Below are 24,528 nucleotides of genomic sequence, written 5' to 3'. Positions count from 1 at the left end.
CGGCGCATATTCTTCCTGCGCAGGCAGCTACGCTTTCAATAGCAAACCACTGATAACCGTTCAGGGAGTCTGCAGCGTGCCGTCGCGCAGCCGGGTCTGGGTCCATAGCGTGGTGGCGTTGTCACACGGGTACTTGCGGGCCTCGGCCTCGTCGATGTCCACACCCAGGCCGGGCTTGTCGTTTGCGTAGACATAGCCGTTGCGGTATTCGGGCAGGCCGGGGAACACGTCCAGCAGCGCATCGCGCGGGCCCTTGAGTTCCTGGATCACGAAGTTCGGCGGCTCGGTGCCCGACCATTCCTGCACACCGAAATTGCGCGCCGCCAGGTCCACATGGATGTTCGCCGCATGGCCTAGCGGCGACATATCGCCCGGGCCGTGCCAGGCGGTGCGCACGCCGAACTGCTCGGCAAAGATCTGCAGCTTGCGGCCGGCGGTGATGCCGCCGATCTGGCTGAGGTGCACGCGGATGTAGTCGATCAGCCGCTCGACGATCAAGAACTTCCATTCGGTCGGGTTGTTGAACAGCTCGCCCTGGGCCAGCGGCGTGGTGGTCTTGGCGCGCAGCTGGCGCAGCCACTCGCCCTCCTCCAGCGCAATCGCGTCTTCCAGAAAGAACAGGTCAAACGGCTCCAGCGCGCAAGCGAACTGGATGGCCTCGCTGGGCTTGAGGCGCTCGTGCACGTCATGGCACAGCGCCACGTCAAAGCCCACTTGGCTGCGTATGCCCTCGAACAGCTTCAGCGTTTCGCGCATGTACTGCTTGCTGTCCAGGTAGATGCCGTCCAGCGCGCCCTGCGGCGCCGTGGCCGGGGCCGCGCCGAAGCCGCCGCCGCCGTAGCCGCCGTTCTGGCAGCGGATGTGGGTGATGCCCTGCTCGCGGTACTTCTGGATGTTGTCGCACAGCTCGGCCAGGTCGCGGCCGTCGGCATGGCGGTAGATAGGCACGCCCTCGCGGCACTTGCCGCCGAACAGCTGGTACAGCGGCATCTGGGCCATCTTGCCCTTGATGTCCCACAACGCCATGTCCACGCCCGAGATCGCGTTGTTCTCGATCGGCCCATTGCGCCAGTAGGCGTTCTGGTGCATCAGCTGCCACAGCTCCTCGATGGCCGTGGCATCGCGGCCCAAGAGCAGCGGCTTCAGGTACTGCTCCAGCAGGCACTGCACCGCCAGCTGCCGGTAGGCAAAGGTGGCGCAGCCCAGGCCGTACAGGCCGGGCTGGTTGGTCTCGATCCGCACCACCAGCAGGTTGATGCCCTCGGGGGCGGTGAGTATGACTTTGACATCGGTAATCAGGGTCGCCATTGCATGCTTTCTCAATCGAAATTCAGTAATACCTTCATGGCCTGCGAGCGGTCGGCTGCGAGGGCAAAAGCCCGGGCCGAATCGCGGTAGGACAGCGTGGCCGAGATCAGCGGCTTGACATCCACCAGGCCTTTGTTCAGCAGCTCCACCGCCATGGCGAATTCCTCGTGGAAACGGAAGGCGCCTCGCAGATCAAACTCCTTGGCCACCAGGGTGTTGATCGGCAGCGTCATCTCGCCACCCAGGCCCAGCTGCACCAGGATGCCGCGCGGCCGCAGGGTGTCGAGTGCGCCGCGCAGCGCGCGTTCGTTGCCACTGGCTTCGAACAGCACATCGAACTGGCCCTTGTCGGCTTTGAAGCGCGCCAGGCCTTCGGGTTCGTCGGCCACGTTGATGGCCTCGTCGGCTCCGACCTTGAGCGCCTTGCCCAGGGTGTGGTCGCTGACATCGGTGGCCACGATGTGCGCGGCGCCAGCGCGCCGGGCCGCCACAATCACCAGCGCGCCTATCGGCCCGCAACCCGTGACCAGCACCGACTTGCCCAGCAGCGAGCCGGCACGGCGCACCGCGTGCAACGCCACCGCCAGTGGCTCGGCCATCGAGCCCTCGCCGTCGCTAACGCTGGCCGCCAGCCGGTGTGCCTGGTGCGGCTCGACCACGATCTCCTGGCGGAACGCGCCCTGCACATGCGGGTTGCGCATGGCACTGCCGTAGTAGCGCATGTCCAGGCAGTGGTTCTGCAAACCCTGCTGGCAGTAGCGGCACTGGCCGCAGGGGTTGCTGGGGCAGACGGCGATACGCTCACCCGCCGCGAAGCCGGTCACCGCACTGCCCACGGCGTCGATGACGCCAGCGATTTCATGGCCTAGCACCATGGGTTCCTGCAAGCGGATGGTGCCGAAGCCGCCGTGGTTGTAGTAGTGCAGGTCCGAGCCACAAATGCCGCCGCAGCGCACCCGCACGCGCAGCTGGCCCGGGCCCAGTTCGGCGGTGGGAAAGGTTTCGACGCGCAGATCGCCCGCGGCGTGGATGACGAGTGCTTCCATGGTGCTATGCCTTTGTGCGCGGATTTACTTCTGCAGATTGATGTCGCCGACCAGCTTCTTGAAGTGGGTGGAGGCGTTGTTCATGAAAACCTGGAAAGGCTCGCCGTCCATATAGGCGGGCTGCAAATTGGCCTTTACCAGCGCCTCGCGGAAGGCCGGGTCTTCACCGGTCTTGCGTGCGGCTTCGCGCAGGTACTGCACGACTTCGGGTGCGGTGCCCAGCGGCACGCCCAGGCCGCGCCAGGTGCCCATCACCAGGTCTACGCCTTTTTCCTTGAAGGTCACCACCTTGTCGAAGGGTGCGGGCAGGCGACGTTCGGCCATGGCCACCAGCACACGCACCTTGCCAGCCGCCACGTGCGAGCCGATCTCGGCCGGGCTGACGGTGATCGCATCCACATGCCCGCCCACCAGAGCCAGCACGCTGGGCGCCGCACCCTGGAATGGCACGTGGTTGAAGCGCACCTCGGTTTTCTCTTCCACCGCGGCCGCCGCCAGGTGCCAGATGGTGCCCGTGCCCGCATTGCCCATGGACACCGTGCCGGGCTGCTTGCGCGCCTGGGCTAGCAGCTCGTCGATCGACTGCCAGGGCGCATCGCTGCGCACCGCGATCAGGCCCGGGTCGCCGTTCAAGCGGGCGATAGGGATGAAATCCTTGGTCGTCACCTTGCTAATGCCGACGTGGGAAATGATGGCCAGCTCGGAGATCAGCACGCCGATCTTGTAGCCATCGGGCGTGGCGCGCTGCACCTCGGTCATGCCGATGCCGCCGCCGGCGCCCGGCTTGTTGCTGACGATAAAGGGCTGGGGCACGTACTTCTTGGCGGTCTCGGCAAACAGCCGCGCCATCACATCGGTGCCACCGCCGGCCGAGGATGGCACGACGATCTCGATAGGGCGTGTCGGATAGTCGGCAGCGACGACGGCGGTGGAAAACAAAGCGCTCGCCAGTACGGCGGCCACAGCGGAAATGGACAGGCGGATGGAGTTCATGGTGATCTCGAAAAGGAATGGAAAAGATGGGCCGTCACAGCACGGCGAGCATGCCGCCGTCGACGTAGATGATTTGCCCGCTCACATAGTCGGAGGCCGCGGAAGCCAGGTAGACCGCGGTGCCGGCCAGCTCGTCGGCACGGCCCCAGCGGCGTGCCGGCGTGCGGCCCTTGACCCAGGTGTCGAAAGCAGGGTTCTGCAGCAAGGCAGTGTTCATCTCGGTGGCCATGTAACCAGGGCCGATGGCGTTGGCCTGGATGCCGTGCTCAGTCCATTCGGCGGCCATGGCGCGGGTCAGCATCTTGATGCCGCCCTTGGCCGCTGTGTACGGGCCGACGGTGGCGCGCGCGGCCTCGCTGGTCAGCGAGCCGATGTTGATGACCTTGCCGCCGCGGCCGCGCGCAATCATGCGCTTGGCAGCCTGCTTGCCGACGATGAAGGCACTGGTCAGGTTGGTGTCAATCACGCGCTGCCAGTCCTTGAGCTCCAGGTCGACCAGGGGCATGCGATGCTGGATGCCGGCGTTATTGATCAGGATGTCGACTTCTATGCCTTGCTGGTCCAGCGACGCAAACGCGGCACTGACCGCCGCTTCGTCGGTCACGTCGAACGGCAGGCCCTGAGCCTCGTGGCCCTGGGCGCGGAGCTGGGCCACGGCTTGCGCAACCTGCTCGGTATTGCGCGCGTTGATGACGACTTTGGCGCCCGCCTCGGCCAGGCCCTGCGCAAAGCCGTAGCCCAGGCCGCGGGCAGAGCCGGTGATGAGCGCCGTGCGCCCAGTCAAGTCAAACAATGGGGACATGGGGTTTCCTTATGCCAGTTGTAGTCAGGTGAAATCGATGGAGCGGGAGGAGTGCACAGTTCCGCCGCGCAGGCCGAGCTCGCCCAAGCCTGGAAAGCGGACCACGACATCGGCATCCTTGGGCATGGGGATCGCGCCCACCCAGGAGCCCGTGGTGACCACGCTACCCGCGGCCACCGTGCGTCCACCGCGCGTGGCATGGCGCAGCCAGATCGGCAACAGCCATAGCGGATCACCCAGCGAATAGGCGCCGGTGTTGGCAATCACCGGCGTGCCGCCGAAGCGGACTTCGCAGCGTTGGCTGGCCCAGTCGTGTGCGCGGCAGGGCAGCCATTCGCCCAGCATCAGCGCGCCGTGCGAGCCCTGGTCGGCCAGCCGCAAAGCGGCCGGTGCCTGCAGCCCTTCCTGCCAGCGCGAATCGGCGATCTCGATGGCGACAGCCATAGCGTCCACCAGGGCCGGACCATCGGCGTGGCCCAGGCGCTGCGCGCGCTCGGGCGTCACATCTTCCTTGATGCGCAGCACGATCTCGGCTTCCACGGCCGGCGTGTGGAAGGACAGATCCGCAAGCGTGTCGCCGGCCACCCGCACACCCGCGGACGGCAGGGCCGCATGGCTGAGCACAGAGTCCCGAGACGCCCCGCCCGACTTCCAGTAGCCCGGCCCACCATCGGCAAACCAACCCAGCGCCTGGGCTACCGCGTCCTGGACCGCATAGGCCTCGTCGTCCGTACTCAGCGCGTCCCGCAAGGGTGCGGCCGGAGCCGGGTGTCCGGAACGGCGCGCCGCGACCAGGGTGGCTACGACCTCTTGCGCGGCCGCGGGCAGGGTGGGAGAAGAATGCACGTTCATGCCTTAGGCCAGAGCAGGTTGTTCAGCGGCTGGCCGTTCAGCCAACGCTGGATGTTGTCGGCCATGGTCTGCTGGCGCCGGCGCACCGTGCCCGAGGTCCAGCCCGACATGTGCGGGGTCATGAGCAGATTCGGCAGCGACGCGAAATCCAGGCGCGACGGTGCGCACTCGGCTTGGTCGGGCGTCGGATAGCGGTACCAAGTGTCGATGATGGCGCCGCCTATGCGGCGCTGGGCCAGGGCGTCATACAGCGCCTGCTCATCGATCACCGGGCCGCGCCCGACGTTCAGGATCAGGGCATCGGGCCGCATGGCGGTAAAGGCCTCGGCCCCGACGATGCCGGTCGTCTGCGCCGCCAAGGGCAGTGAGACCACGATGGCGTCGGCCGATGCCATGAAGGCGGGCAGCTGGTCCAGCGTAAATGCCTGGTCTACACGTTCATCGTGGATGGGACTGCGGTTGGCCACTGTGACCCGCATCCCAAAGGCTTTGGCCCGTGCCAGGATGGCCTGGGAAATATGGCCAAAGCCAAGCAGGCCCAGCGTCTGTGCGCCGAGTTCGCTGCGCAGTGCCGTCGGCCGGCCAGCCCAGTAGGTCCAGCGCTGCTGGCGCAGATCGGCGTCGGCCTGCGCCAGCGGCACGTGGCGCTGCAACAAGGCGGCCATCACGTATTCGGCAATGGCGTGCTCATGGCCGAAGCAGTTGCATAGCACGGTGCCGGGCGGCAGCAGCGCCGTGTCGATGGCATCCGTGCCTGCGGAGGGCGCATGGAACAGGCCCGCTTGCTGCGGCACCGGCATCTCGCGGTTCAGCTTGATACCGACGATGACGTCGGCGCTCTCGTAGTGTTCGCGCTCGCCGAGGCCGGCCAGCGTGTCGCTCAAATCGACGATCTGGTGCCGTGGGTCGACCAGGGTCTCGAAGCCCTGGCGGAAGTTGGCGGCGTTCTCGCCGTGGAAAGCAATCTTGAGGGTTTTCATGGGCTGTCCTGGTTGGGGTTCATTGCGACGCTCAGGCCGCGCGCGCCAGCGCCGGCACGCGGATGCGCTGGCCGTTGCGCTCGAACAGCACGGCCTCGCCGAGATCGAGCGACAGCTGCACGGGCTGGCCGGTGCGCAGATCGCTATAGCCCTGCACCACGACCATCACGTCGTCACCGCTTTCGCCGTCCTCGCTATGGGCGGTGTTGGCATGGTCGAGCTTGATGCTGACGATGGACTCGGCCCCCACGTGCTCGACCAGTACCATCTGCCCCGCCAGCACGCCGTTGCCCAGGCCCAGCGCCTGCGGGCGGATGCCAAGCAGCACATCGCGTGCTGCCTGTTGTCCCAGCGCTGCCAGATGCTCGGGCAGCGGCAGCACGGCCTTGCCAATGACCAGACCGCGCGGCTCGATGCGCGCCTCGATCAGGTTCATCGGGGGCGTGCCGATGAACCGGGCCACAAAGGTGTTCGCCGGGTCGGTGTAGATATCGCGCGGCGTACCGAACTGCTGCACCTCACCGTCGCGCATCAGCGCGATGCGGGTGCCCATGGTCATGGCCTCGATCTGGTCGTGCGTCACATAGACGAAAGTGCCCCCGACTTCACGGTGCAGCTTGATGATTTCGGCGCGCATCGAAGTGCGCAGCTTGGCATCGAGGTTGGACAGTGGCTCGTCCATCAGGAACACATCGGGCTGGCGCACCATGGCCCGGCCCAGCGCCACGCGCTGGCGCTGGCCGCCCGACAGCGTGCGCGGGTAGCGGTCGAGCATCTCGGTCAGTGCCAACGTCTTGGCCGTGCGATCGACCAAGTCACGCACGGCCGGCGTCTGCTCGATGCGCCGCTTGGCCAGGCCGCCGATGAGGGGCAGATGGAACCACCAGCGGTGCTGGCGCATGATCAGCGGAAAGGTGATGTTGCGCCGCACCGTCATGTGCGGGTACAGCGCATACGACTGGAACACGAAGGCCATGTCGCGGGCGCTGGGCGGCAAGGTGTCGACGCGGCGGGCACCGACGTGGACTTCACCGCTGGTGACCTGCTCCAGGCCAGCCAGCATGCGCAGCAGCGTGGACTTGCCGCAGCCCGAGGGCCCGAGCAGCACTAGGAATTCGCGGTCGGCGACGTCCAACGTGATCTGGTTCGCGACCTTCTTGCCGCCGAAGATCTTGGTAACGCTCTTGAGGGAGATGGATGCCATAGTGAATGTCCTTAGCCCTTGACGCTGCCGGCGGTCATGCCAGAGACGACGTAGCGCTGCACGAAGAGGTAAAAGATGACGGCGGGCAGCGTGTACATCAGCCCGATAGCCATCACGGTATGCATGGGCGTGCTCAGCTCGCCCACGAAGCCGGCCAGGCCGACCGAAGCGGTCTGCAGCCCCTGGTCGCTGATCAGCGTCTGGGCGAACACGTATTCGTTCCAGCCATGGAAGAAGGCGATCACAGCCGCCGCAGCCAGACTGGGCGCCACCAGCGGCAGCACCATGGTCAGTACGATGCCCAGGCGCGAACATCCGTCGATGCTGGCGGCCTCTTCGATGTCGATCGGCACGCCGTCAACCGCCCCCTTGAGGATCAGGGTGATTACCGGCACCGTGAAAGCCGTGTTGGCAAGGATCAGGCCAGTCAGGCTATTGAGCAAGCCCAGCTGGCCAAAGATCGCGTACAAGGGCACGACCAGCATGGCTTCGGGCAGCATCTGCGTGACGAATAGCGCCACCCCTAGGATGGCAACCGCCCGCATGCGGTAGCGCGACAGCACATAAGCCGGAAAAATGGCCAGCACGATGCTGAGCCCGGCCGTGCCAAAGGCGACGATGGCGCTGTTCTTCAGCCAGGTGGCGACGGCGGTGGCGCTAAAGGCGTGGCCGTAGACCGCAGCTTGCGACCAGTCGGGCAGCAGGTGCGGCTTGGGGGCGAACAGGTCCGACGACGAAGTCAGCGAGGTCACCAGCATCCAGTAAATCGGGAACGCGGCCACGCCCAGCAGAGCCAGCACCAGGATCATGCGCAGCGCGTGGCTCCAGGACAGCGTGCGGCTCATCGCTGCCCCTTGGCGCGCTCGACGCGCTGTGTGTAACGGAAATAGACGATGGTGATGAGCAGCGCAATCGACAGACCCACCATGCCGACGGCGGCGCCCTGCCCCAGATCGCGGTACACAAAAGCCCGACGGTACAGCTCGATCACCATGGTGTTGGTCGAGCCGATCGGGCCACCCTGCGTCATGAGCCAGATCAGGTCGAAGCGGCGCAGGGACCAGATGGTCAGGAACAGCGCGAGCAGCGCCACCGAAGGCTGGATGGTTGGCCAGACCACGGCACGAAACACGCTCAGCCGGTCCGCGCCGTCTATCACCGCGGCCTCGCGCAGTTCGGAGGACACGCTCTGCAAGGCGGCCAGGATGACCACCGAGGCGAACGGAAATATCTGCCAGATGGTCGTTAACAACACCGCGGGCAAGGCCAGCGCCGGGCTGTCGAGCCAGCTCTCCAGGCTAGCCGGCCCGCCGAGCGCGCCCAGCAGATGGTTGAAGATGCCGTACTGGCCGTTGTATATCCAGATGAAGATCAGGGCCACGGCCACCGGTGGCGCGGCCCATGGAATCGTCACCAGCGCCCGCGCCAGACCGCGACCGCGGAACGGCGCATTGAGCAGCAACGCCGCGCCCAGGCCCAGGCCGATCGCCACCACCACGCAGACCACGGTGTAGATAGCGGTGATCAGAAACACCTGGCGGAATTCCTCCTGCGTCACCAGATCGACGTAGTTCTGCAGCCCGACATAGGTATGCTGGCCAGGCGACAGCAAGGCGGTCGACGTGAAGCTCAGATAGAACTCCTGCACCAGGGGATAGCCCTGGAACAGCAGCAGATACAGGGCTACCGGTGCGGCGAACCAGTAGGGAGTCCAGTCGCGCTCGGCCCTCGGCGCCGCGGCGCTGGCCTGAGATGAAGCAGCATGCATGGGTAAGCTCTGCAGTGGGCCGACTTACTTACGCAGCACGCGCGACAAGGCCGCACGCTGGGCGTCGTCCATCGCTTTCTTGGGGTCTACGCCGCCCTGCAAGACCTTGAGCACCTGCTCCAGCACGATCTGCTGGATCTCCGGGGTCTTGACCTCCAAGCCCTGCACCAGTTGCGGCACGCTGTTCACGGTCTGGTCGTCATAGACCTTCAGCCAGGGCCGCTTGGCCATCAGCTCCGGGCTGCGCTCAACCACCGTCGCCACGTTGCTGGCGCCCAGCAATTCCTGCAGGTCCTTCTGGTTCTCGGGCTGCAAGGTCCACTTGATAAAGGCTTCGGCAGCGGCCTTGTGCTTGGTATTGGCATTGATGGTCAGCGCGGTCAGCACCATCCCCTGGGCCCGCGTCGGGAACGGAGACGGTGCGGCCGCAAACGCCAGTTCGGGTGCCTGCAGGCTGAATATGCCGGCCACACCGCCGTTGTCGACCTCCATCGCCACCTTGCGCTCCCAGAACATGCGGCGGTAGGTGGCGGCGTCGGCACCCTTGGGAATCACGCTCGCGTCGTAAACCTGCTTATAGGCGGCGACGCCTTCGAGCACCTTGGGATCGTTCAGGGTCAGATTGCCTTGCGCGTCGCTCCAGCGGCCACCAAAACCGTAGACGAAGTTGCACAGGTCCTGCCAAAAGCCATTGCCCTCGGCCATGGTGGCTCGGTAGGCGTAGCCGTAGACACCGTTGCCGGTAGCGGCCTTGGCGCTGGCCAGAAATTCGTCAAAGTTCGCCGGTGGCTTGCCGCCCTTGAGCAAGGCCGGGTTGTACAGCAGCACATAGTTGCTGAGCTCGAACGGCACGCCATAGCGCTTACCGCCCACCATCATGTATTTGTCGGGCTCGGTGAACTTGTAGTTGCCGCCCTTGAGCAGATCGTCCAGCGGCAAGATGCTTTTGCTGTTCACCGCGGCGTAGTAGTCAATCGCGTCCATGCGGACCAGATCAGGCCCCGCGCCGCCGCCCATCTGCGTGAACACCGTCTTGGCAAAGCTGCCGAAGGGAATGGCGATAGGCGTGATTTCAGCGACAGCCTGGCTCTTGTTGAACTTCTCCACCCAGGCCTTGAGGCGCTCGCCCCGGCCCGCCTCGCTGAACGTGACAGCCGCAAAAGTCAGCGCCTCCTTGGTTTGCGCATGGGCCGCCAGCGGCAGGCCACCGACCACCACGGCACCTACCAGCGCCGCCATACAGACCGAAAGCTTGGACAGTTTCTTCATGCTTGTCTCCATCAATGCGGGCCCATGGGCCGCGAAGTTATTCGAATGGGTGGTCTGCAGGCTGCGTCCGGCAATCAACCCGAAATGAAGAATAACGTGATATTTCACGAAAGTTCTTGGTGCTTACCCGCATGCATGGAGAGTCCGATGGCGATAGAAAATGGCGTGTATTCCACTGTGTAAGAGCGGTATATCACTGTGCCGCAGCTTACATATCAGGGTATGCTTGGCAGTTGAACGCATGCGGTATCGCATGCCATTGCAATCGCAGAAAGAACACTATGGCTTCGTCCCCCGGCTCCCGTTCCGCACTGACGGCCGTGGCTGCGCCGTTGTCGGACGCACCGCGCCGCCGCAGCCAAGTCAACCTGTCCGACCAGGCCTATGAGCAGATCGAAAGCCTGCTGGTCAGCTGCGAGCTCAAGCCCGGGCGCTTTCTGGCCACCCACGAACTGCAGGCCCTGGTGGGTCTGGGCCGCACGCCGGTACACCAGGCCGTCAGCCGCCTGGCAGCCGACACCCTGGTCATCGTCTCGCCGCGCCACGGCATCCAGATCGCCCCGGTCGACCTGACCCGCGAGCGCGTGCTGCTGCAGCTGCGCCGCGACATGGAGCGCTTCGTGATCCGCCTGGCCACCGAGCGCTCCGGCGCATCGCAGCGCAACCAGATGCTGCACCTGCGCCGCCAGCTGATAGAGCACGGTGCCGACATGACGATTGCGCAGTTCAACCAGGTCGACCGGCGCATCGACCAGCTGTTCCTGGCTGCCGCCAACGAGCCGTTTGTGGAAAGCACGCTGCGCCCGCTGCACACCATCTTCCGGCGCATAGGCTGGATTTACCACATGCAGACGCCCCAGCACACCAACCTGCAGAGCACGGTGGACGGACATATCGCCGTGATCGACGCGGTAGCCAACGGCCATGTGGATGCGGCGATTGCCGCCTCCGACGGGCTGATGGACTTCGTGGAAAGCATGTTCAGCGTGCTGGAGCGCGAAGTCGCCCCGGCCCTGCTGGACTGCAGCCTGGACACCATGGACGACACCTTCGCCCCCATCGCCAGCGCCTAAAACCTTCAAAATTCCACACCATAGAAACAGTATCCGGTGCCGTTTTTTGTAACAATGGCTTTACAAAGGCTTGGGGAACAATGGACGTGGTGACAAGAAAGAAAACACTGTACGAAATCCTGGCGGTGGCTGCCGATGCCTCCGAGGCCGAGATCCAGGCCGCGTTCGAGGCCGCGTCCGCCAAGCTGGTGTCGCAGAAAAACCGCATCAGCGCGGACGACTACGACTTCAAGCTCAAGGTACTGCAGCTGGCCTTCAAAACCCTGTCCACCCCCAGCAGCCGCGATGCCTACGACGCCAAGCTGGCCGCGGCAGCCGTGCCAGCGCCGGTGCCGGCCGCCGCTGCGCCCTCGCTGGCCTTGGTGCCCCTGCAAGCCGATGCCGAAGCCTTGTCGCTGCGCGCAGAGGCCATGGCCTTGCGGGCCGACGCCATGACCCTGCGCGCCGATGCGATGGCGCTGCGTTCCGGCGCCGCGCCGTTCCGCGAGAGCCGCAGCTTCGCGTCCAGCAGCGAACCGGTCGTATCCAGCCTAGCGCCGCTGCTGCGCAAGATTTTGATGGTGCTGGGAACGCTATTTGCCATCGGTGCGGTAGCCCAGTCAGTTAGCCTGCTGCTGGCCAACCGCCGGGCTGAAATGGCCGCTACCGCCGCCGCCCAGGCCAGTGAAAAAGTGCTGCTGCAGGAGTACTACCAGACCCACGGCGTGCGCCCGGCCAACAAGGCCGAGCTGGATGCGCTGGAAGCCGAAAACCGCCGCAAAGAAAACGAGAAGCGCACGGTGGAGCGCGAGAAAAGCAAGGTCGAACAGGACGCGCGCCGCTTCGAAGAAGAATCCCGCCGCCGCGGCGAGCAGGTGGCCGCCGACCTGCGCATGGCCGAGCTGCAAGCCAAGGAACAGGCGCGGCGCGACGACGAACGGCGCGAATGGCAGCAGAAGGAAGACCAACGCGTCAAGGAGCAAACCGAACGCATGCGCATAGAGCGGCAGAAAGCCGAATGGCGCGAAGTGCTGCGCCGCTGACCCGCATGAACTACTACGAGCTACTGGAGGTCAGCCCGAACGCCAGCAAGGAAGTGCTGCGGGCCGCCTACAAGAGCCTGATGCAGCGGCACCACCCGGACAAGCACCAGGCCGACAGCGCCATGGCCAGCCGGGCGGCGCTGATCGTGCAAGCCTACGGCGTGCTGTCGGATGCCGGCCAGCGCGCGGCCTACGATGTGCAACTCAAGCAAACCGCGGTACGCTCCGCGTTGCCCGCCGGCTACGCAGCGCCGCGCCCGCGCCGGACTGCAGCCCCAGCCACCACATCGAACTGGTACCTGTGGCTGCTGGCCATCGTAATCCTGGCGGCAGGTGGACTGATGTGGTCGCTGTCGTCGAAGAAGAAACCGGCGCCGCCCGTGGCTACGGCCGTGCTGGTAACGGGCGCTCCGGCGCTGCCGGACAAGCTCCCCAGCACCGAGCCGGCCAAAACCGGCCCCGCTGCCGAGGTCCGCAAACTGTCCCTGCTGGGCTCCGAGCTGCGGGTGGTGCTGGCCACGACCGAGCCGCTGGCCGACGGCGTGGAAAGCAGCCGGCACATCCTGTCCATCCCCGCCGTGACGGTGGAGATCGGCAACATCGAGTCCGAAAAGTTCGCCAGCCTGCTGACCCAGCACCAGGACGAGCTGATCCAGAAGCTGTCGGAAAAACTGGCCTACGCGCCCTACGCTGAGCTACGCATCGAGGGCGACAAATTCCTGAACCGGTTTATCGCCGACGCGCTGCGCGACATCACCGTCACGCAGGGCCTGGGCGACAAGGCCAGCGCCGGCAGCCTGGACCCCAACCGATACGGCGTGGTTGCGGTGTCGCTGCCCGCGTCGTTTGCGTTGCGCTAGAAATAAAGCTTTTTAGGCTGCTAGCGCAGACTTCACCTGCGCTAGCAGCTCTCTATTCCATAGCAAATCAGGGCATGGACGCCAACAGCGCCGCATTGCCGCCGGCCGCCGTGGTGTTCACCGTCAAGGTCTGCTCGGCGCAGAAGCGGTACAGGTAGTGCGGGCCGCCGGCTTTGGGGCCGGTGCCGCTCAGGCCTTCGCCGCCGAAGGGCTGCACGCCGACCACCGCGCCGATGATGTTGCGGTTGATGTAGACGTTGCCGATGTGGGCGGCCGCCGCCAGCGCGTGGGCGCGGCTGTCGATGCGGGTCTGGATGCCCAGGGTCAGACCGTAGCCCAGTGCGTTGATCTGCTCGATCACGGTCTGCGGATCGCCCGACCAGCGCACGATGTGCAGCACCGGGCCGAAGATTTCCTGCGCCACGTCGCTCACCTGCTTCAGCTCAAAAGCCTGTGGCGCTATCAAGTTGCCAGCTGCCGGCGTAGGTGCTGATTGCGCTAGCAAGGGTTTCGCCGTGGAATGCAAACGCTGGATGTGCTTCTGGATGCCGTCAAAAGCCTCCTTGTCGATCACCGGTCCCACGTCGGTCGCCCACTCTGCGGTGTTGCCCAGCACCAGCTCCTTGGCGGCGCCCTGGACCATCTCGATCACGTGGTCGGCAATGGCGTCGTGCACACACAACAGGCGCAGCGCCGAGCAGCGCTGGCCGGCGCTGCGGAAGGCACTTTGCACCACGGCATCGACCACCTGCTCGGGCAGCGCGGTGCTGTCGACCAGCATGGCGTTGATGCCGCCGGTCTCGGCGATCAGTGGCACGATGGGACCGTCCTTGGCGGCCAGCGCGCGGTTGATGATGCGGGCTACCGGGGTCGAGCCGGTGAACACCACGCCGGCGATGCCGGGCAGCGCCACCAGCGCCGCACCGACGGTTTCGCCCGGGCCGTGCAGCAGCTGCACCGCGGCTTCGGGCACACCCACCGAGTGCAGCAGGCGCACGGCTTCCAGCGCGACGAACGGGGTTTGCTCGGCCGGCTTGGCCAAGACCGTGTTGCCGGTGGCGAGTGCCGCCGCCACCTGGCCCATGAAGATCGCCAACGGGAAGTTCCAGGGGCTGATGCAGACCCAGACGCCGCGGGCGCTGAGGCGCAACTCATTGGTTTCGCCGGTCGGGCCGGGCAAGGCCACCGGCGCCATGATGCGCTCGGCCTCGTCGGCATAAAAGCGCAAAAAGTCCACGGCTTCGCGCACTTCGGACACGGCATCGCCCCAGGTCTTGAAGGCTTCCTTGACCAGGATGGCGCAGAAGCGCGGCATCTGGTGTTCCAGTGCATCGGCGCATTGGCGCAGCAGCGCAGCGCGCTCGGCGACCGGGGTTTTGCTCCATATTTTGTAGCTGGTTGCGCTGGTGGAATATGCGCTAGCGGCCTTTTTGGCATCAAACTCTGGCACCGATGGTACGGTCAGGTTGTCGAAGGCGGTTTGCAGCGCGGCGCGCTGGGTGGCGACTTCCAGGTCCAGGCCAGCGCTGTTCTTGCGGCCAGCGCCGAACAGTTTGGGCGGCAGCACAAAGGCTGATTCCGGCTCCAAGCGCAGGGGAGACACCAGGATTTCTTCCATGCCCACCGACTCGTCGGCCAGCTGGTGCACGAAGGACGAATTCGCGCCATTCTCCAGCAGACGCCGCACCAGGTAGGCCAGCAGATCGCGGTGCTTGCCCACCGGGGCGTAGACGCGGCAGCCGATCAGCGGGTTCTTCAGCACCTCGCGGTACACGCCCTCGCCCATGCCGTGCAGGCGCTGCAGCTCGAACGGGTTGCCGCTCTTGGCCGCCAGGCTCAGGATGGCGGCGATGGTGGCGGCGTTGTGGGTGGCGAACTGCGGGTAGATGGCATCGGGCGCGTCCAGCAGCGCCTTGGCACAGGCCAGGTAGGACACATCGGTGTGGTGCTTGTGGGTGAATACCGGATAGTGCGGCAGGCCGAGTTCTTGGGCACGCTTGATTTCCGAGTCCCAGTACGCGCCCTTGACCAGGCGGCACATCAGGCGCAGCTTGTATTTGCGGCCGATGCTGGCGATGTGTTCAATGAGTTCCAGCGCCCGGGTCTGGTAGGCCTGCATGGCCAGGCCGAAGCCGCGCCATTGCGGCTGATGCTGGGCGACCAGGGCGGCCAGGGCCTCGAATACGTCGAGCGACAGCTCCAGGCGGTCGACTTCTTCGGCGTCTATGGTCAGGTTGATATTGGCGCGGGCGGCTTGCTCGCACAGGCTCCAGACGCGCGGTACCAGCTCGGCCAGCACGCGTTCGCGCTGGGTCCATTCATAGCGCGGGTGCAGGGCGCTGAGCTTGATGGAAATACCGTCATTCTTCTCGCATACGCCCGCCTTGTCTGCGCGGCCAGCTATGGCTTCGATAGCATTCTTGTAGCTTTGCAGATAGTTCAGCGCATCGGCGTCGGTGCGCGCGCCCTCGCCCAGCATGTCGTAGCTATAGGTCAGCTGGGCCTGCTTTTTGCGCGCGGCAGCGGCTTCATCCATGGCGTCGCCAATGGTCTGGCCCAGCACAAACTGCCGGCCCAGCAGCTGCACGGCACGCACGGTGGCCGCCACCACGGTCTTGGCGCCGAGCTTGGTCAGCAGGCCTTGCGGTGCTTCGGCATCGGGCAGGAATTTCTTCGACAAGGCGATGGCGCTGCTGGACAGCTTGGCCAGCGTAGAGCGGCCCAGCACCTGGGCGGCGCCGGTTTCGTCCATGCCGTCAAAGTCGGCACGGCCCAGCTGGTCGGCGGTCAGGGCGATGGCGGTTTCGGCATCCGGCACGCGCAGCAAGGCTTCGGCCAGGCGCATCAGGGCCAGGCCCTCGGCGCTGGAGATCGGGTATTCGCGCAGCAGGCTTTCCATGGCCCAGAACGGCGGCGGGTTGTCGCGCACGGCCTGCACCCAAGGCCGGGCGGGGGCGGAGGCAACAGCCCATTCCAGCGCGCCCGACAAGGCGGCAAGACGGTGGGCGACGACTTCGGCCTCGGGCCGGTAAGGGGTGGGCAAGCGCATGGTGAACTCCGGTGGAAATTGAGGGTCTACAGATTGCAATATCCGCTAGTTTGTCGCGCCAATACCCGATAGTTTCACCAAATTTCTACGTCAAACTAGTTTTTAAATCTACAAAAACCGTTAATGCGCGATCATGGGAAAGGCGTTGCGCAGCCCTGAGATCAGCATCTGCACCGCCATGGCGGCCAGCAGCAAACCCATCAGGCGTTCGAGTGCGATCAGGCCCGATTTGCCAATGCGCCGCGCCAGCCCATTGGCCGACAGCAGCACCAGCCAGACCACCACCATGCTCAGGGTGATGGCACCAGCCCAGGTCCAGGCGCGCTCGGGCTGGCGCGAGGCCAGCAGCAGCACGGTGGCCAGGGAAGACGGACCGGCAATCATGGGAATCGCCAGCGGCACCAGCATGGGCTCGGCCTCTTGCTCGGGGCCGGAGAAGCTGACGCCCATGCTGGGGAAGGCCATGCCCATGGCGATCAGGAACAGGATCACGCCGCCAGCGATTTCCAGCGAGGCGTCGGTGAGGTGCATGACATGCAGCAGCCGGTCGCCGACCAGCATGAAGACCAGCAGGATGGCCAGCGCAAACAGGCATTCGCGGGTGATGACCAGAAAGCGCCGCTCCTTGGGCGTATCGCGCAACAGGCTGAGCACGATGGGCACATTGCCCAGCGGGTCCATAACGATCAGCAGGACCAGCAGGGCGGACAAAAAGTCATGTGGCATCGGTGACTTGGCGCATCAGCGTGCTTTTACCAAACAGGCTCTCCACCAGGTCGACCGCCAGCTCGGCGGTCTGGTTGCGCACATCCAGCGCGGGGTTTAGCTCGACGATGTCCAGCGAGGCCAGCAGGCCGGTGTCGGCAATCATCTCCATGCACAGCTGGGCTTCACGGTAGTTCGGACCGCCACGCACGGTAGTGCCGACGCCGGGGGCGATGACCGGGTCGAGGAAATCCACGTCCAGGCTGACGTGCAAGTGGGTGTTGTCGTCCAGGCCATCCAGCGCCATTTCCATGGTGTGGCGTATGCCCATCTCGTCGATGAAGCGCATGTCGAAGACTTCGATGCCCTGTTCATGCACAAAGCGCTTTTCGCCGGCATCGACGCTACGGATACCGATCTGCACGATCTCGCGCGCACTGATGGCTGGCACATGGCCGCCGATCTCGACCAGCTCGCGCGGGCCATGGCCGCACAAACAAGCCACCGGCATGCCGTGGATGTTGCCGCTGGGGGTCAGCGCCGCGGTGTTGAAGTCGGCATGCGCATCCAGCCACAGCACGCGCAGCTTTTTGCCGGTTTCGCGGCAATGGCGGGCGACAGCACTGATCGAGCCTATGCCCAGGCAGTGGTCGCCGCCGAGCATGATGGGCAGCCGGCCTGCGCTGAGTTCTTTGTAGACCACGTTGTGTGTCAGCTCGTTCCACTGGGCCACTTCGGGCAGGTGGCGGTAGCCGTCCACCGGCTCCTGCCAGGGATTCGCCGGGCCGCGGATATTGCCGCAATCGCGTACGTCCAGCCCCGACTGCTGCAGGGCCAGGGCCAAGCCAGCGACCCGCAGAGCCTCTGGGCCCATGCGCGCGCCGCGTACGCCCGCGCCGATGTCGGTGGGGACGCCAATCAGGCTTACGCCCATGCTGGTATTGCTCATGCTGCTATTGTTTCTGCTAGTGGGGCGGGTGCCACGGCGCGCAGCGCGGTGGGGCGTACCAGACTATACAAATCTTTCGGGTCGGCGAGGTCGGGAATCAGCGCCAGGCGCTGGCCCAAGCCCAGTTCACGGGCGGTGTCGCGCATGAAGCGCAGGGCCGAATAGTCTTCCATCGCAAAGCCGACCGAGTCGAACACGGTGATCTGGGTGGCGCTGCTGCGGCCGGTGGCGGTGCCGGCCAGCACATTCCACAGCTCGGTCACGGCGAAGTCGGCCGGCAGCTGCTGCAGGTCACCTTCGATGCGGGTTTGCGGCTCGTATTCGACGAATACGCTGGCGGCGCGCAGCACATCGGGGTGCAGCTCGGTTTTGCCAGGGCAGTCGCCGCCCACGCCGTTGATGTGCATGCCGGGCTCCAGCATCTCGGGGGTGAGGATGGTGGCATTGGTTTTGTCGGCAGTGACCGTGGTCACGATGTCGGCTCCGCGCACCGCCTCGGCCGTGCTGGCGCAGATCACCACCTTGAGGGCGGTGGCGCGCAGGTTGTCGGCCAGCTTGGCGGTAGCCAGCGGATCGGTGTCAAACAACCGGACTTCCTGGATGCCCATCAGATGGTGGAAGGCCAGGGCCTGGAATTCGCTTTGCGCGCCGTTGCCAATCAGCGCCATGCTGCGGCTGTTCGGCCGGGCCAGCGCGCGGGCTGCGACTACGGAGGTGGCTGCGGTGCGGATGGCGGTGGTCAGGGTCAATTCGCTCAGCAGCTCAGGCACACCGGTAGCCACATCGGCCAGCACGCCAAACGCCATCACCGTGGGCAGGCCGTGCAAGGCATTATTCTTGGGGTGGCCGTTGACGTACTTGAAGGCGTAGCTGTGGGCATCGGCAATCGGCATCAGCTCAATCACACCGTCTGCCGAGTGGCTGGCGACGCGCGCGCACTTGTCAAATTCAGGCCAGCGCAGAAAGTCCGCATGGATCGCATCGGCCATGCCGCGCAGGCAGGCATCCAGCCCCTTGCGCTGAACAATGGTGGCCACGTCATGGGCGCTGAGAAAGGGGGTGGTGGCGAGTGAGGTGGTGCTGTTCATGGTGCGGGCCCTTGGCGTGCTTTGGCTTGGAGTGACCTGCATACGCTGGGGCCGTCTGGCTTTCAGCAGCTGCAGATCCGTGGAATGCAGCCAGTGTCGCAAGATGCCATGCCAATGTATATCGTCAACAATGCCATCTTTATGCTTAAATATTAGCAATATGGCAGATATTTCTACCAAAACATCAATTACCCATGCGCGGACCAAAAAAAAGCCACCCGGCATGCCGGGTGGCTTTTTTATCATTGCTAAATGCAAACCGGCGTTATGCCGGCAGGCAATTAGAACGCGTGGCGGATGCCAACTGCGTACAGGTTCAGCTTGGTCTTCGTACCAGCAATCTTGTACTCAGACAAGTTCAAGCCGGTGTACACCGAAGTACGCTTAGACAGGCTGTAAGAAGCGCCAACAGCGAAACCGTTGGTCTTCAGGTCAGCCACGCCAGCAGCTTCCGACTTGGCGCTAGCGTAACCGGTGGACAACACCAGGCTTGCACCGACTGGTACGTCAACACCGATTTGCGCGGTGTTTTCTTTGTCGTAACCGGTGTCAGGGTTCTTCACATTGCGGTAGCTAGCCAGCAGCTTAGCCACGCCGAGGTCGTACGTAGCGTTCACCAGGTTGTGCTTGGTGGTCAAGCCGGAACCGCCGGTAGCGACAGCATCAGACTTCTTGTCGTTTTGGTAAGCGTAACCAACATACAGAGGGCCGCCAGCGTACTGGACATTCAGAGAAAAAATGCTCTTAGCGTTGGAAGTAGCGGTCTTGTTTTCACCCAAGCCATATGCCACGGTACCGGTCACGCCGCCGAAGCTGGGGGAGATGTACTTGATTTGGTTCTTAGGGCTAGCAACGTAACCGGCTTGGATGTAAGCGGTAGGCGACAGGATGGAGTCAAAAACGGCATTCGCGGTGCCATGGATGTCATCCAAAGCGGACCAAGAATTGCCCAGTTGGATCTCACCGAAACCACCGGACAAGCCAACATACGATTGACGGTCAAAAATGGAACCATTGGTGCGGCTCGTGCCGTCATCAATATTGAAACCGCCTTCCAGGACGAAATTGGCCTTCAAGCCACCGCCCAGGTCTTCAGAACCCTTGATACCCCAACGGCTGCCGGACACGCCGCCGCTTTCCAGAGCAGTTTGGCGAACGCCATTGGTGACCTTGCTGGATTGCAAGTTAACGTCAGCAATACCGTACAAGGTAACGGAAGACTGGGCCATTGCGGCGCCGGTGGAGGCCAAAACAGCCAAAGCAATCAGACTTTTTTTCATGGGTTTCCTATCGGGTTGAAAAATTGGTGTTCGAAGTTTGCCGCAAAAGATTCGGCAACTAGCGATAACCCTATAAAAACCTCTTCCATTGTTGTAATAACCACACAATATGACGGCTTCTTTACATCGTATCGATTTGCAACAACATTTCTGCGCTTCAAACTATTAATTTATAGAACTTATTGCCAGTCAGCTGACACTTAGGCAATCGCTAATATCAGAATGAAAACATGGACGCAATTGACCAACAACTGATATCGCTGCTGCGTAAGGACGCCAGAACCACGGTCGCAACCCTGGCACAGAAGCTGGATGTATCGCGCGGTACGGTGACCAACCGCATCACCAAGCTGGAAGACGCAGGCGTCATCGTGGGCTATACGGTACGGCTCAGACCTGACGCGCAGCCCCAAGGGATCAGCGCCTGGATGTCGATTGCAGTCGCCGGCAACGCAACACGTGCGGTCATTAGCAGCCTTTTAGGTGAGCCCGGCGTGGCAACCCTGCACGACACCAATGGGCGCTGGGATCTATTGGCCGAGTTGCGGGCAGCCAACCTGTCGGAGTTATCCCAAGTGCTGGAGCGCATCCGGCTGGTGCAAGGCATCAGCAGCACCGAAACCAGCATCCACTTAGAAACCTACCGCCTGTCGTGAGCCCCACTTTGCTTGACCTGGATCGTATTGATCTGAAGATCCTGGATTTTTTACAGGAAGATGGACGCATATCCAATCTAAAGCTGGCCGAAAAGGTAGCGTTGTCGCCCACTGCCGTATTGGCACGTGTGCAAAGGCTAACCAAGGATGGTTACATACTGGGCTACGAAGCACGGCTGAATCCGCTGCAGCTGGGGGCATCGATGATGGTGTTTGTCGAGGTCCTGCTGGACCGCACCACTCCCAATGTGTTCGATGCCTTCAAAGCGGCCGTACAGGTAAGGCCTGAAATCATGGAATGCCATATGGTGGCAGGCGGATTTGACTATCTGCTCAAAACCCGCATGGCGGATATGCTGGCCTACCGCGAATTTGCGGGTACGGTGCTATGGCAACTGCCCGGCGTGCGCGAGACCCGGACCTATGCCGTGATGGAAGAAGTCAAGAACTCCACCCGCCTGCGCTTGCTATGAAATCAGAAACCCTGCTGGGCATTCTGATTCATGACCGCAGGCCAACCGCAGCGGTGTACCGGTCCATTCGTTGCTACGACAACCGCCCATGAAAACCACGGCCCTGAGCGCCCCGGGTGAGCAGACCAGCCTGCTAGCCACACTACAGCAAGCCCATTTCAAGGTCGCCATGCTGATGCTGCTGGCGCTGGGGTTCGCGCTGAGCTTGGCCGCATTCATGGCCCTGCGCGCATCAGCCCAGCACAACCTGCAGCGCGTCGCCAGCTCCATCGCCTACACCACCGAGGCCGCAGTCGCGGTCAAGGACACGATGGCCATCCAGGCAGCACTGAGCCACATCGCCGCCCAGGAGTCCCTGGTCCACGCCCACGTCCTAGATGCCAAGGGCGCAGTGCTCGGCCAGTACCGGCGCAACACCAACAGCCTGCTCAATACCGTGGGGGACTGCTTGGCCAGCCTGTTGCTCACGCAGCCAACCACCGCCGCCGTAGTGGTTCAGGGCAAGCAGATTGGCGAGGTGCGGCTGCGCGGCGATGGCTCCGGCTTTGTCTGGCTCTTGTTCACTGGCTTGGCCGGCGCACTTGTGTGCCTGGCCTTGGGTGGCCTGGCCATGCGCCAGCTGTCACGCCGGGTCCTACGCGATGTCGTGCAGCCTTTACAAGCCCTGATCGCCGTCGCCCATGCGGCCCGCCAGGAGCGGCCAACGCAGACCCGCGCACCTGCGTCGAAGATTACCGAGTTGCACCAATTGGGCGAAGACCTCAATGCGCTGCTGGAAGAAATCGAAGCCCACCAGACCCAACGCCAGCAGGAAGACCAGCCGCTATCGCATTTGGCCAACCATGACAGCCTGACGGGCCTGCCAAACCGCGCCTACTTCCGCCGCCGCCTGAGCCGCGTACTGCAAGATAACCAAACCGAGGGCAGCGGACTGGCCGTGCTGTACCTCGACAACGACCACTTCAAATCTGTCAACGACCGGTACGGGCACGCCACTGGCGATGCGCTGCTGGTAGAAGTAGCCAAGCGTGTGCGGGCGCAAATACGGGAAACCGACGTCTTAGCCCGCCTGGGTGGCGACGAGTTCGCGGTTTTGCTGGCACCACTGCACAACATCGAGGATGCGACACGCATTTCCGACAAGATCATTGCCAGCATGGCTGAACCGTTGGTGCAGCGCCCCGCAGACCGTATCGTGCCGTCGCTGAGTATCGGTATTGCGATCTACCCCGTCCACGGCCAAACCGCGGAGCAGCTCCTGCGGGCAGCCGACAGCGCGATGTACCGCGTCAAAACCCAGCAGCGTGGACAACGCCATATTGCCCGCACGGAGGCCGACACCTCAGACCTCAGGGAATCGCTGTAGTACCTACAACCCGGCCACCAAAAATAGCCGTACCTACCCGCACCATGCTGCTGCCCGCCGCCACGGCCGCCTCCAAGTCAGCGGTCATGCCCATGGACAAGGTATCGAATTGCGCAGCCCCCGGCAGCCCGGCGGCAATGGCATCAAACAAGGCTTTGGCCTGCCGAAGCGCTACCAGCTGACCCTCGTAGTCGCTGACAGGCTCAGGAATCACCATCAGCCCACGCAAGCTCAAGCGCGGCAGCTCGGCAACCTGGGCAGCCAGTTCTACAGCTTCATCCGGGTGGATACCCGACTTGGTCAGCCCGCCGTCCACATTGACCTGCAAACAGACTTGCAGCGGCGGCAAATGCGCGGGACGCTGGTCGCTGAGCCGCTGGGCAATCTTCAGCCGGTCAATCGTGTGTACCCAGTCAAAATGCTCGGCTACCAGGCGGCTTTTGTTGCTCTGGATCGGGCCGATGCAATGCCACTCAAGGGGCAGCTCTCGTAAAGCGGTGATTTTGTCGACCGCCTCCTGGATATAGTTTTCACCAAACCGGGTTTGCCCGGCGGCGAAAGCCTCGCGCACCGCCTCGGGGCCCCAGGTTTTGGAAACGGCCAGCAAAGTCACACTATCGACCGGGCGGGCCGCCTGTGCGCAGGCTGTAGCGATACGTGCACGAACGCCTTGGAGATTGTTACTAATGGTAGTCATAATCAAACCCACAGCGTACCAAACATCGAGGGATCCGTGGACATCACCCAACTGCTCGCGTTCAGCGTAAAAAACAAGGCCTCGGACTTGCATTTGTCGGCCGGGCTGCCGCCCATGATCCGGGTGCACGGCGATGTGCGGCGCATCAACGTCGATCCGCTGGACCACAAAACCGTCCACGCCATGGTCTACGACATCATGAGCGACAGCCAGCGCAAACACTACGAAGAGTTTCTGGAAGTCGATTTCTCGTTCGAGATCGAAGGCCTGGCCCGCTTCCGGGTTAACGCCTTCAACCACGCCCGGGGTGCGGGCGCCGTGCTGCGGACCATTCCGTCCAAGATCCTGACGCTGGAGCAGCTCAACGCGCCCAAGATCTTTGGCGACCTGGCGCTCAAGCCGCGCGGCATGGTGCTGGTCACAGGGCCGACCGGCTCGGGCAAGTCCACCACCCTGGCGGCCATGGTGAACCACCTCAACGAAACCGAATACGGCCACGTGCTGACCGTCGAAGACCCGATCGAGTTCGTCCACGAATCCAAGAAATGCTTGGTCAACCAGCGCGAAGTCGGGCCACACACGCTGAGTTTTGCGGCCGCTTTGCGCTCCGCATTGCGCGAAGATCCCGACGCGATTCTGGTCGGCGAAATGCGCGACCTGGAAACCATCCGCCTGGCCATGACGGCGGCCGAAACCGGCCATCTGGTGTTCGGCACCCTGCATACCTCCAGCGCTGCCAAGACCATCGACCGGATCATCGACGTGTTCCCGGCCGAAGAAAAAGAAATGGTCCGCGCCATGCTGTCCGAGTCGCTGCAGGCCGTGATCTCGCAAACCCTGTGCAAAACCAAGGACGGCCAGGGCCGGGTGGCGGCGCACGAAATCATGCTGGGCACCAGCGCGATCCGCAACCTGATCCGCGAAGCCAAGGTGGCGCAGATGTACTCCACCATCCAGACCGGCAACAGCGTGGGCATGCAAACCCTAGACCAGAACCTGACCGACCTGGTGCGCCGCAATATCATCAGCCCTGCAGAAGCCCGGGGCAAAGCCAAAATTCCTGAGAATTTCCCAGGTTGACCATGACA

At 63.8% G+C, this 24,528-nt stretch carries 23 protein-coding genes; 7 read left to right on the top strand and 16 right to left on the bottom strand.

Translation table 11 applies throughout. The annotated features are described in order from the left end of the window. Nucleotides 1–60: 60 nt before the first annotated feature. The 10 genes from BLT66_RS19780 to BLT66_RS19735 are packed head-to-tail and all read right to left on the bottom strand — an operon-like array spanning nucleotide 61 to nucleotide 10,222. Entirely contained in the window at nucleotides 61–1,308 is a 1,248-nt protein-coding gene (locus tag BLT66_RS19780; RefSeq protein WP_092760326.1) for an enolase C-terminal domain-like protein, read from the bottom strand. Between the two features lie 11 nt (nucleotides 1,309–1,319). After that, a complete protein-coding gene (locus BLT66_RS19775; RefSeq protein ID WP_092760324.1) occupies nucleotides 1,320–2,354 on the bottom strand; it encodes an L-idonate 5-dehydrogenase in 1,035 nt (344 codons plus the stop codon). 24 nt (nucleotides 2,355–2,378) lie between these two features. After that, nucleotides 2,379–3,347, bottom strand: coding sequence for a tripartite tricarboxylate transporter substrate binding protein (locus tag BLT66_RS19770; RefSeq protein ID WP_092760322.1), 969 nt, complete (start codon nucleotides 3,345–3,347; stop codon nucleotides 2,379–2,381). A gap of 34 nt (nucleotides 3,348–3,381) precedes the next feature. After that, nucleotides 3,382–4,149 (bottom strand): SDR family oxidoreductase, encoded by a 768-nt coding sequence (locus BLT66_RS19765; protein ID WP_092760320.1) that lies wholly within the window; start codon nucleotides 4,147–4,149, stop codon nucleotides 3,382–3,384. 24 nt (nucleotides 4,150–4,173) lie between these two features. Beyond that, a complete protein-coding gene (locus BLT66_RS19760; protein ID WP_255407013.1) occupies nucleotides 4,174–4,995 on the bottom strand; it encodes a fumarylacetoacetate hydrolase family protein in 822 nt (273 codons plus the stop codon). A 2-nt stretch (nucleotides 4,996–4,997) separates the two neighbouring features. Further along, nucleotides 4,998–5,981, bottom strand: coding sequence for a 2-hydroxyacid dehydrogenase (locus BLT66_RS19755; RefSeq protein ID WP_092760316.1), 984 nt, complete (start codon nucleotides 5,979–5,981; stop codon nucleotides 4,998–5,000). 31 nt (nucleotides 5,982–6,012) lie between these two features. Then, nucleotides 6,013–7,185, bottom strand: a complete 1,173-nt coding sequence (locus BLT66_RS19750; protein WP_092760314.1) for an ABC transporter ATP-binding protein — start codon at nucleotides 7,183–7,185, stop codon at nucleotides 6,013–6,015. A gap of 11 nt (nucleotides 7,186–7,196) precedes the next feature. Next, nucleotides 7,197–8,030, bottom strand: a complete 834-nt coding sequence (locus BLT66_RS19745) for a carbohydrate ABC transporter permease (protein WP_092760312.1) — start codon at nucleotides 8,028–8,030, stop codon at nucleotides 7,197–7,199. After that, complete coding sequence (locus tag BLT66_RS19740; RefSeq protein ID WP_092760310.1) at nucleotides 8,027–8,953, bottom strand: carbohydrate ABC transporter permease; 927 nt, start codon at nucleotides 8,951–8,953, stop codon at nucleotides 8,027–8,029. Before BLT66_RS19740 ends, BLT66_RS19745 begins: the two co-directional genes overlap by 4 nt. Before the next feature lie 24 nt (nucleotides 8,954–8,977). Next, nucleotides 8,978–10,222: an ABC transporter substrate-binding protein gene (locus BLT66_RS19735; RefSeq protein WP_092760308.1), complete on the bottom strand. Its 1,245-nt coding sequence runs from the start codon at nucleotides 10,220–10,222 to the stop codon at nucleotides 8,978–8,980. Nucleotides 10,223–10,503: 281 nt separating this feature from the next. Here BLT66_RS19735 and BLT66_RS19730 point away from each other — a divergent pair, with 281 nt between their 5' ends. The 3 genes from BLT66_RS19730 (at nucleotide 10,504) to BLT66_RS19720 (ending at nucleotide 13,177) form a co-directional block, all read left to right on the top strand. Continuing rightward, on the top strand, nucleotides 10,504–11,295 hold the full coding sequence (locus tag BLT66_RS19730) for a GntR family transcriptional regulator (protein ID WP_092760306.1): 792 nt from the start codon (nucleotides 10,504–10,506) through the stop codon (nucleotides 11,293–11,295). Nucleotides 11,296–11,384: 89 nt separating this feature from the next. Beyond that, a complete protein-coding gene (locus BLT66_RS19725) occupies nucleotides 11,385–12,317 on the top strand; it encodes a DnaJ domain-containing protein (protein ID WP_176955114.1) in 933 nt (310 codons plus the stop codon). Beyond that, complete coding sequence (locus BLT66_RS19720; RefSeq protein ID WP_176955113.1) at nucleotides 12,293–13,177, top strand: J domain-containing protein; 885 nt, start codon at nucleotides 12,293–12,295, stop codon at nucleotides 13,175–13,177. The genes BLT66_RS19725 and BLT66_RS19720 overlap by 25 nt, the downstream gene beginning before the upstream one ends. A gap of 67 nt (nucleotides 13,178–13,244) precedes the next feature. On the opposite strand, the gene putA is transcribed toward BLT66_RS19720, so the two are convergent. The 5 genes from putA to BLT66_RS19695 all read right to left on the bottom strand — a co-directional run bounded on the left by putA (nucleotide 13,245) and on the right by BLT66_RS19695 (nucleotide 20,248). After that, nucleotides 13,245–16,226, bottom strand: a complete 2,982-nt coding sequence (gene putA / locus BLT66_RS19715; protein WP_092760300.1) for a bifunctional proline dehydrogenase/L-glutamate gamma-semialdehyde dehydrogenase PutA — start codon at nucleotides 16,224–16,226, stop codon at nucleotides 13,245–13,247. A gap of 120 nt (nucleotides 16,227–16,346) precedes the next feature. After that, nucleotides 16,347–16,952: a MarC family protein gene (locus BLT66_RS19710; RefSeq protein WP_092760298.1), complete on the bottom strand. Its 606-nt coding sequence runs from the start codon at nucleotides 16,950–16,952 to the stop codon at nucleotides 16,347–16,349. Next, on the bottom strand, nucleotides 16,942–17,880 hold the full coding sequence (gene rocF / locus BLT66_RS19705) for an arginase (protein ID WP_092760296.1): 939 nt from the start codon (nucleotides 17,878–17,880) through the stop codon (nucleotides 16,942–16,944). The genes BLT66_RS19710 and rocF overlap by 11 nt, the downstream gene beginning before the upstream one ends. Further along, on the bottom strand, nucleotides 17,877–18,968 hold the full coding sequence (locus BLT66_RS19700; protein WP_092760294.1) for an ornithine cyclodeaminase: 1,092 nt from the start codon (nucleotides 18,966–18,968) through the stop codon (nucleotides 17,877–17,879). The genes rocF and BLT66_RS19700 overlap by 4 nt, the downstream gene beginning before the upstream one ends. Nucleotides 18,969–19,249: 281 nt before the next feature. Continuing rightward, nucleotides 19,250–20,248 carry a porin gene (locus BLT66_RS19695; RefSeq protein WP_092760292.1) on the bottom strand — a complete coding sequence of 333 codons (999 nt, stop codon included), beginning with the start codon at nucleotides 20,246–20,248 and terminating at the stop codon, nucleotides 19,250–19,252. A 230-nt stretch (nucleotides 20,249–20,478) separates the two neighbouring features. Here BLT66_RS19695 and BLT66_RS19690 point away from each other — a divergent pair, with 230 nt between their 5' ends. From BLT66_RS19690 to BLT66_RS19680, 3 genes are all read left to right on the top strand, one after another. Further along, on the top strand, nucleotides 20,479–20,904 hold the full coding sequence (locus tag BLT66_RS19690; RefSeq protein WP_092760290.1) for an Lrp/AsnC family transcriptional regulator: 426 nt from the start codon (nucleotides 20,479–20,481) through the stop codon (nucleotides 20,902–20,904). Nucleotides 20,905–20,912: 8 nt separating this feature from the next. Beyond that, nucleotides 20,913–21,377, top strand: a complete 465-nt coding sequence (locus tag BLT66_RS19685) for an Lrp/AsnC ligand binding domain-containing protein (RefSeq protein WP_092760288.1) — start codon at nucleotides 20,913–20,915, stop codon at nucleotides 21,375–21,377. 88 nt (nucleotides 21,378–21,465) lie between these two features. Next, a complete protein-coding gene (locus BLT66_RS19680; RefSeq protein ID WP_092760286.1) occupies nucleotides 21,466–22,743 on the top strand; it encodes a diguanylate cyclase DgcN/YfiN in 1,278 nt (425 codons plus the stop codon). Here the strand turns inward: BLT66_RS19680 and BLT66_RS19675 are convergent. Continuing rightward, nucleotides 22,727–23,440 (bottom strand): YggS family pyridoxal phosphate-dependent enzyme, encoded by a 714-nt coding sequence (locus tag BLT66_RS19675; RefSeq protein ID WP_092760284.1) that lies wholly within the window; start codon nucleotides 23,438–23,440, stop codon nucleotides 22,727–22,729. The genes BLT66_RS19680 and BLT66_RS19675 overlap by 17 nt on opposite strands. 36 nt (nucleotides 23,441–23,476) lie before the next feature. Between BLT66_RS19675 and BLT66_RS19670 the strand changes: the two genes are divergently transcribed. Next, complete coding sequence (locus tag BLT66_RS19670; protein WP_092760282.1) at nucleotides 23,477–24,520, top strand: type IV pilus twitching motility protein PilT; 1,044 nt, start codon at nucleotides 23,477–23,479, stop codon at nucleotides 24,518–24,520. Nucleotides 24,521–24,528 lie beyond the last annotated feature (8 nt).

It is taken from the genome of Rhodoferax sp. OV413, assembly GCF_900104385.1.
Lineage (GTDB): Bacteria > Pseudomonadota > Gammaproteobacteria > Burkholderiales > Burkholderiaceae_C > Rhodoferax_B.
Note: the sequence above shows the minus strand (reverse complement) of the source record. Positions and strands in the feature narration are given on the sequence as shown.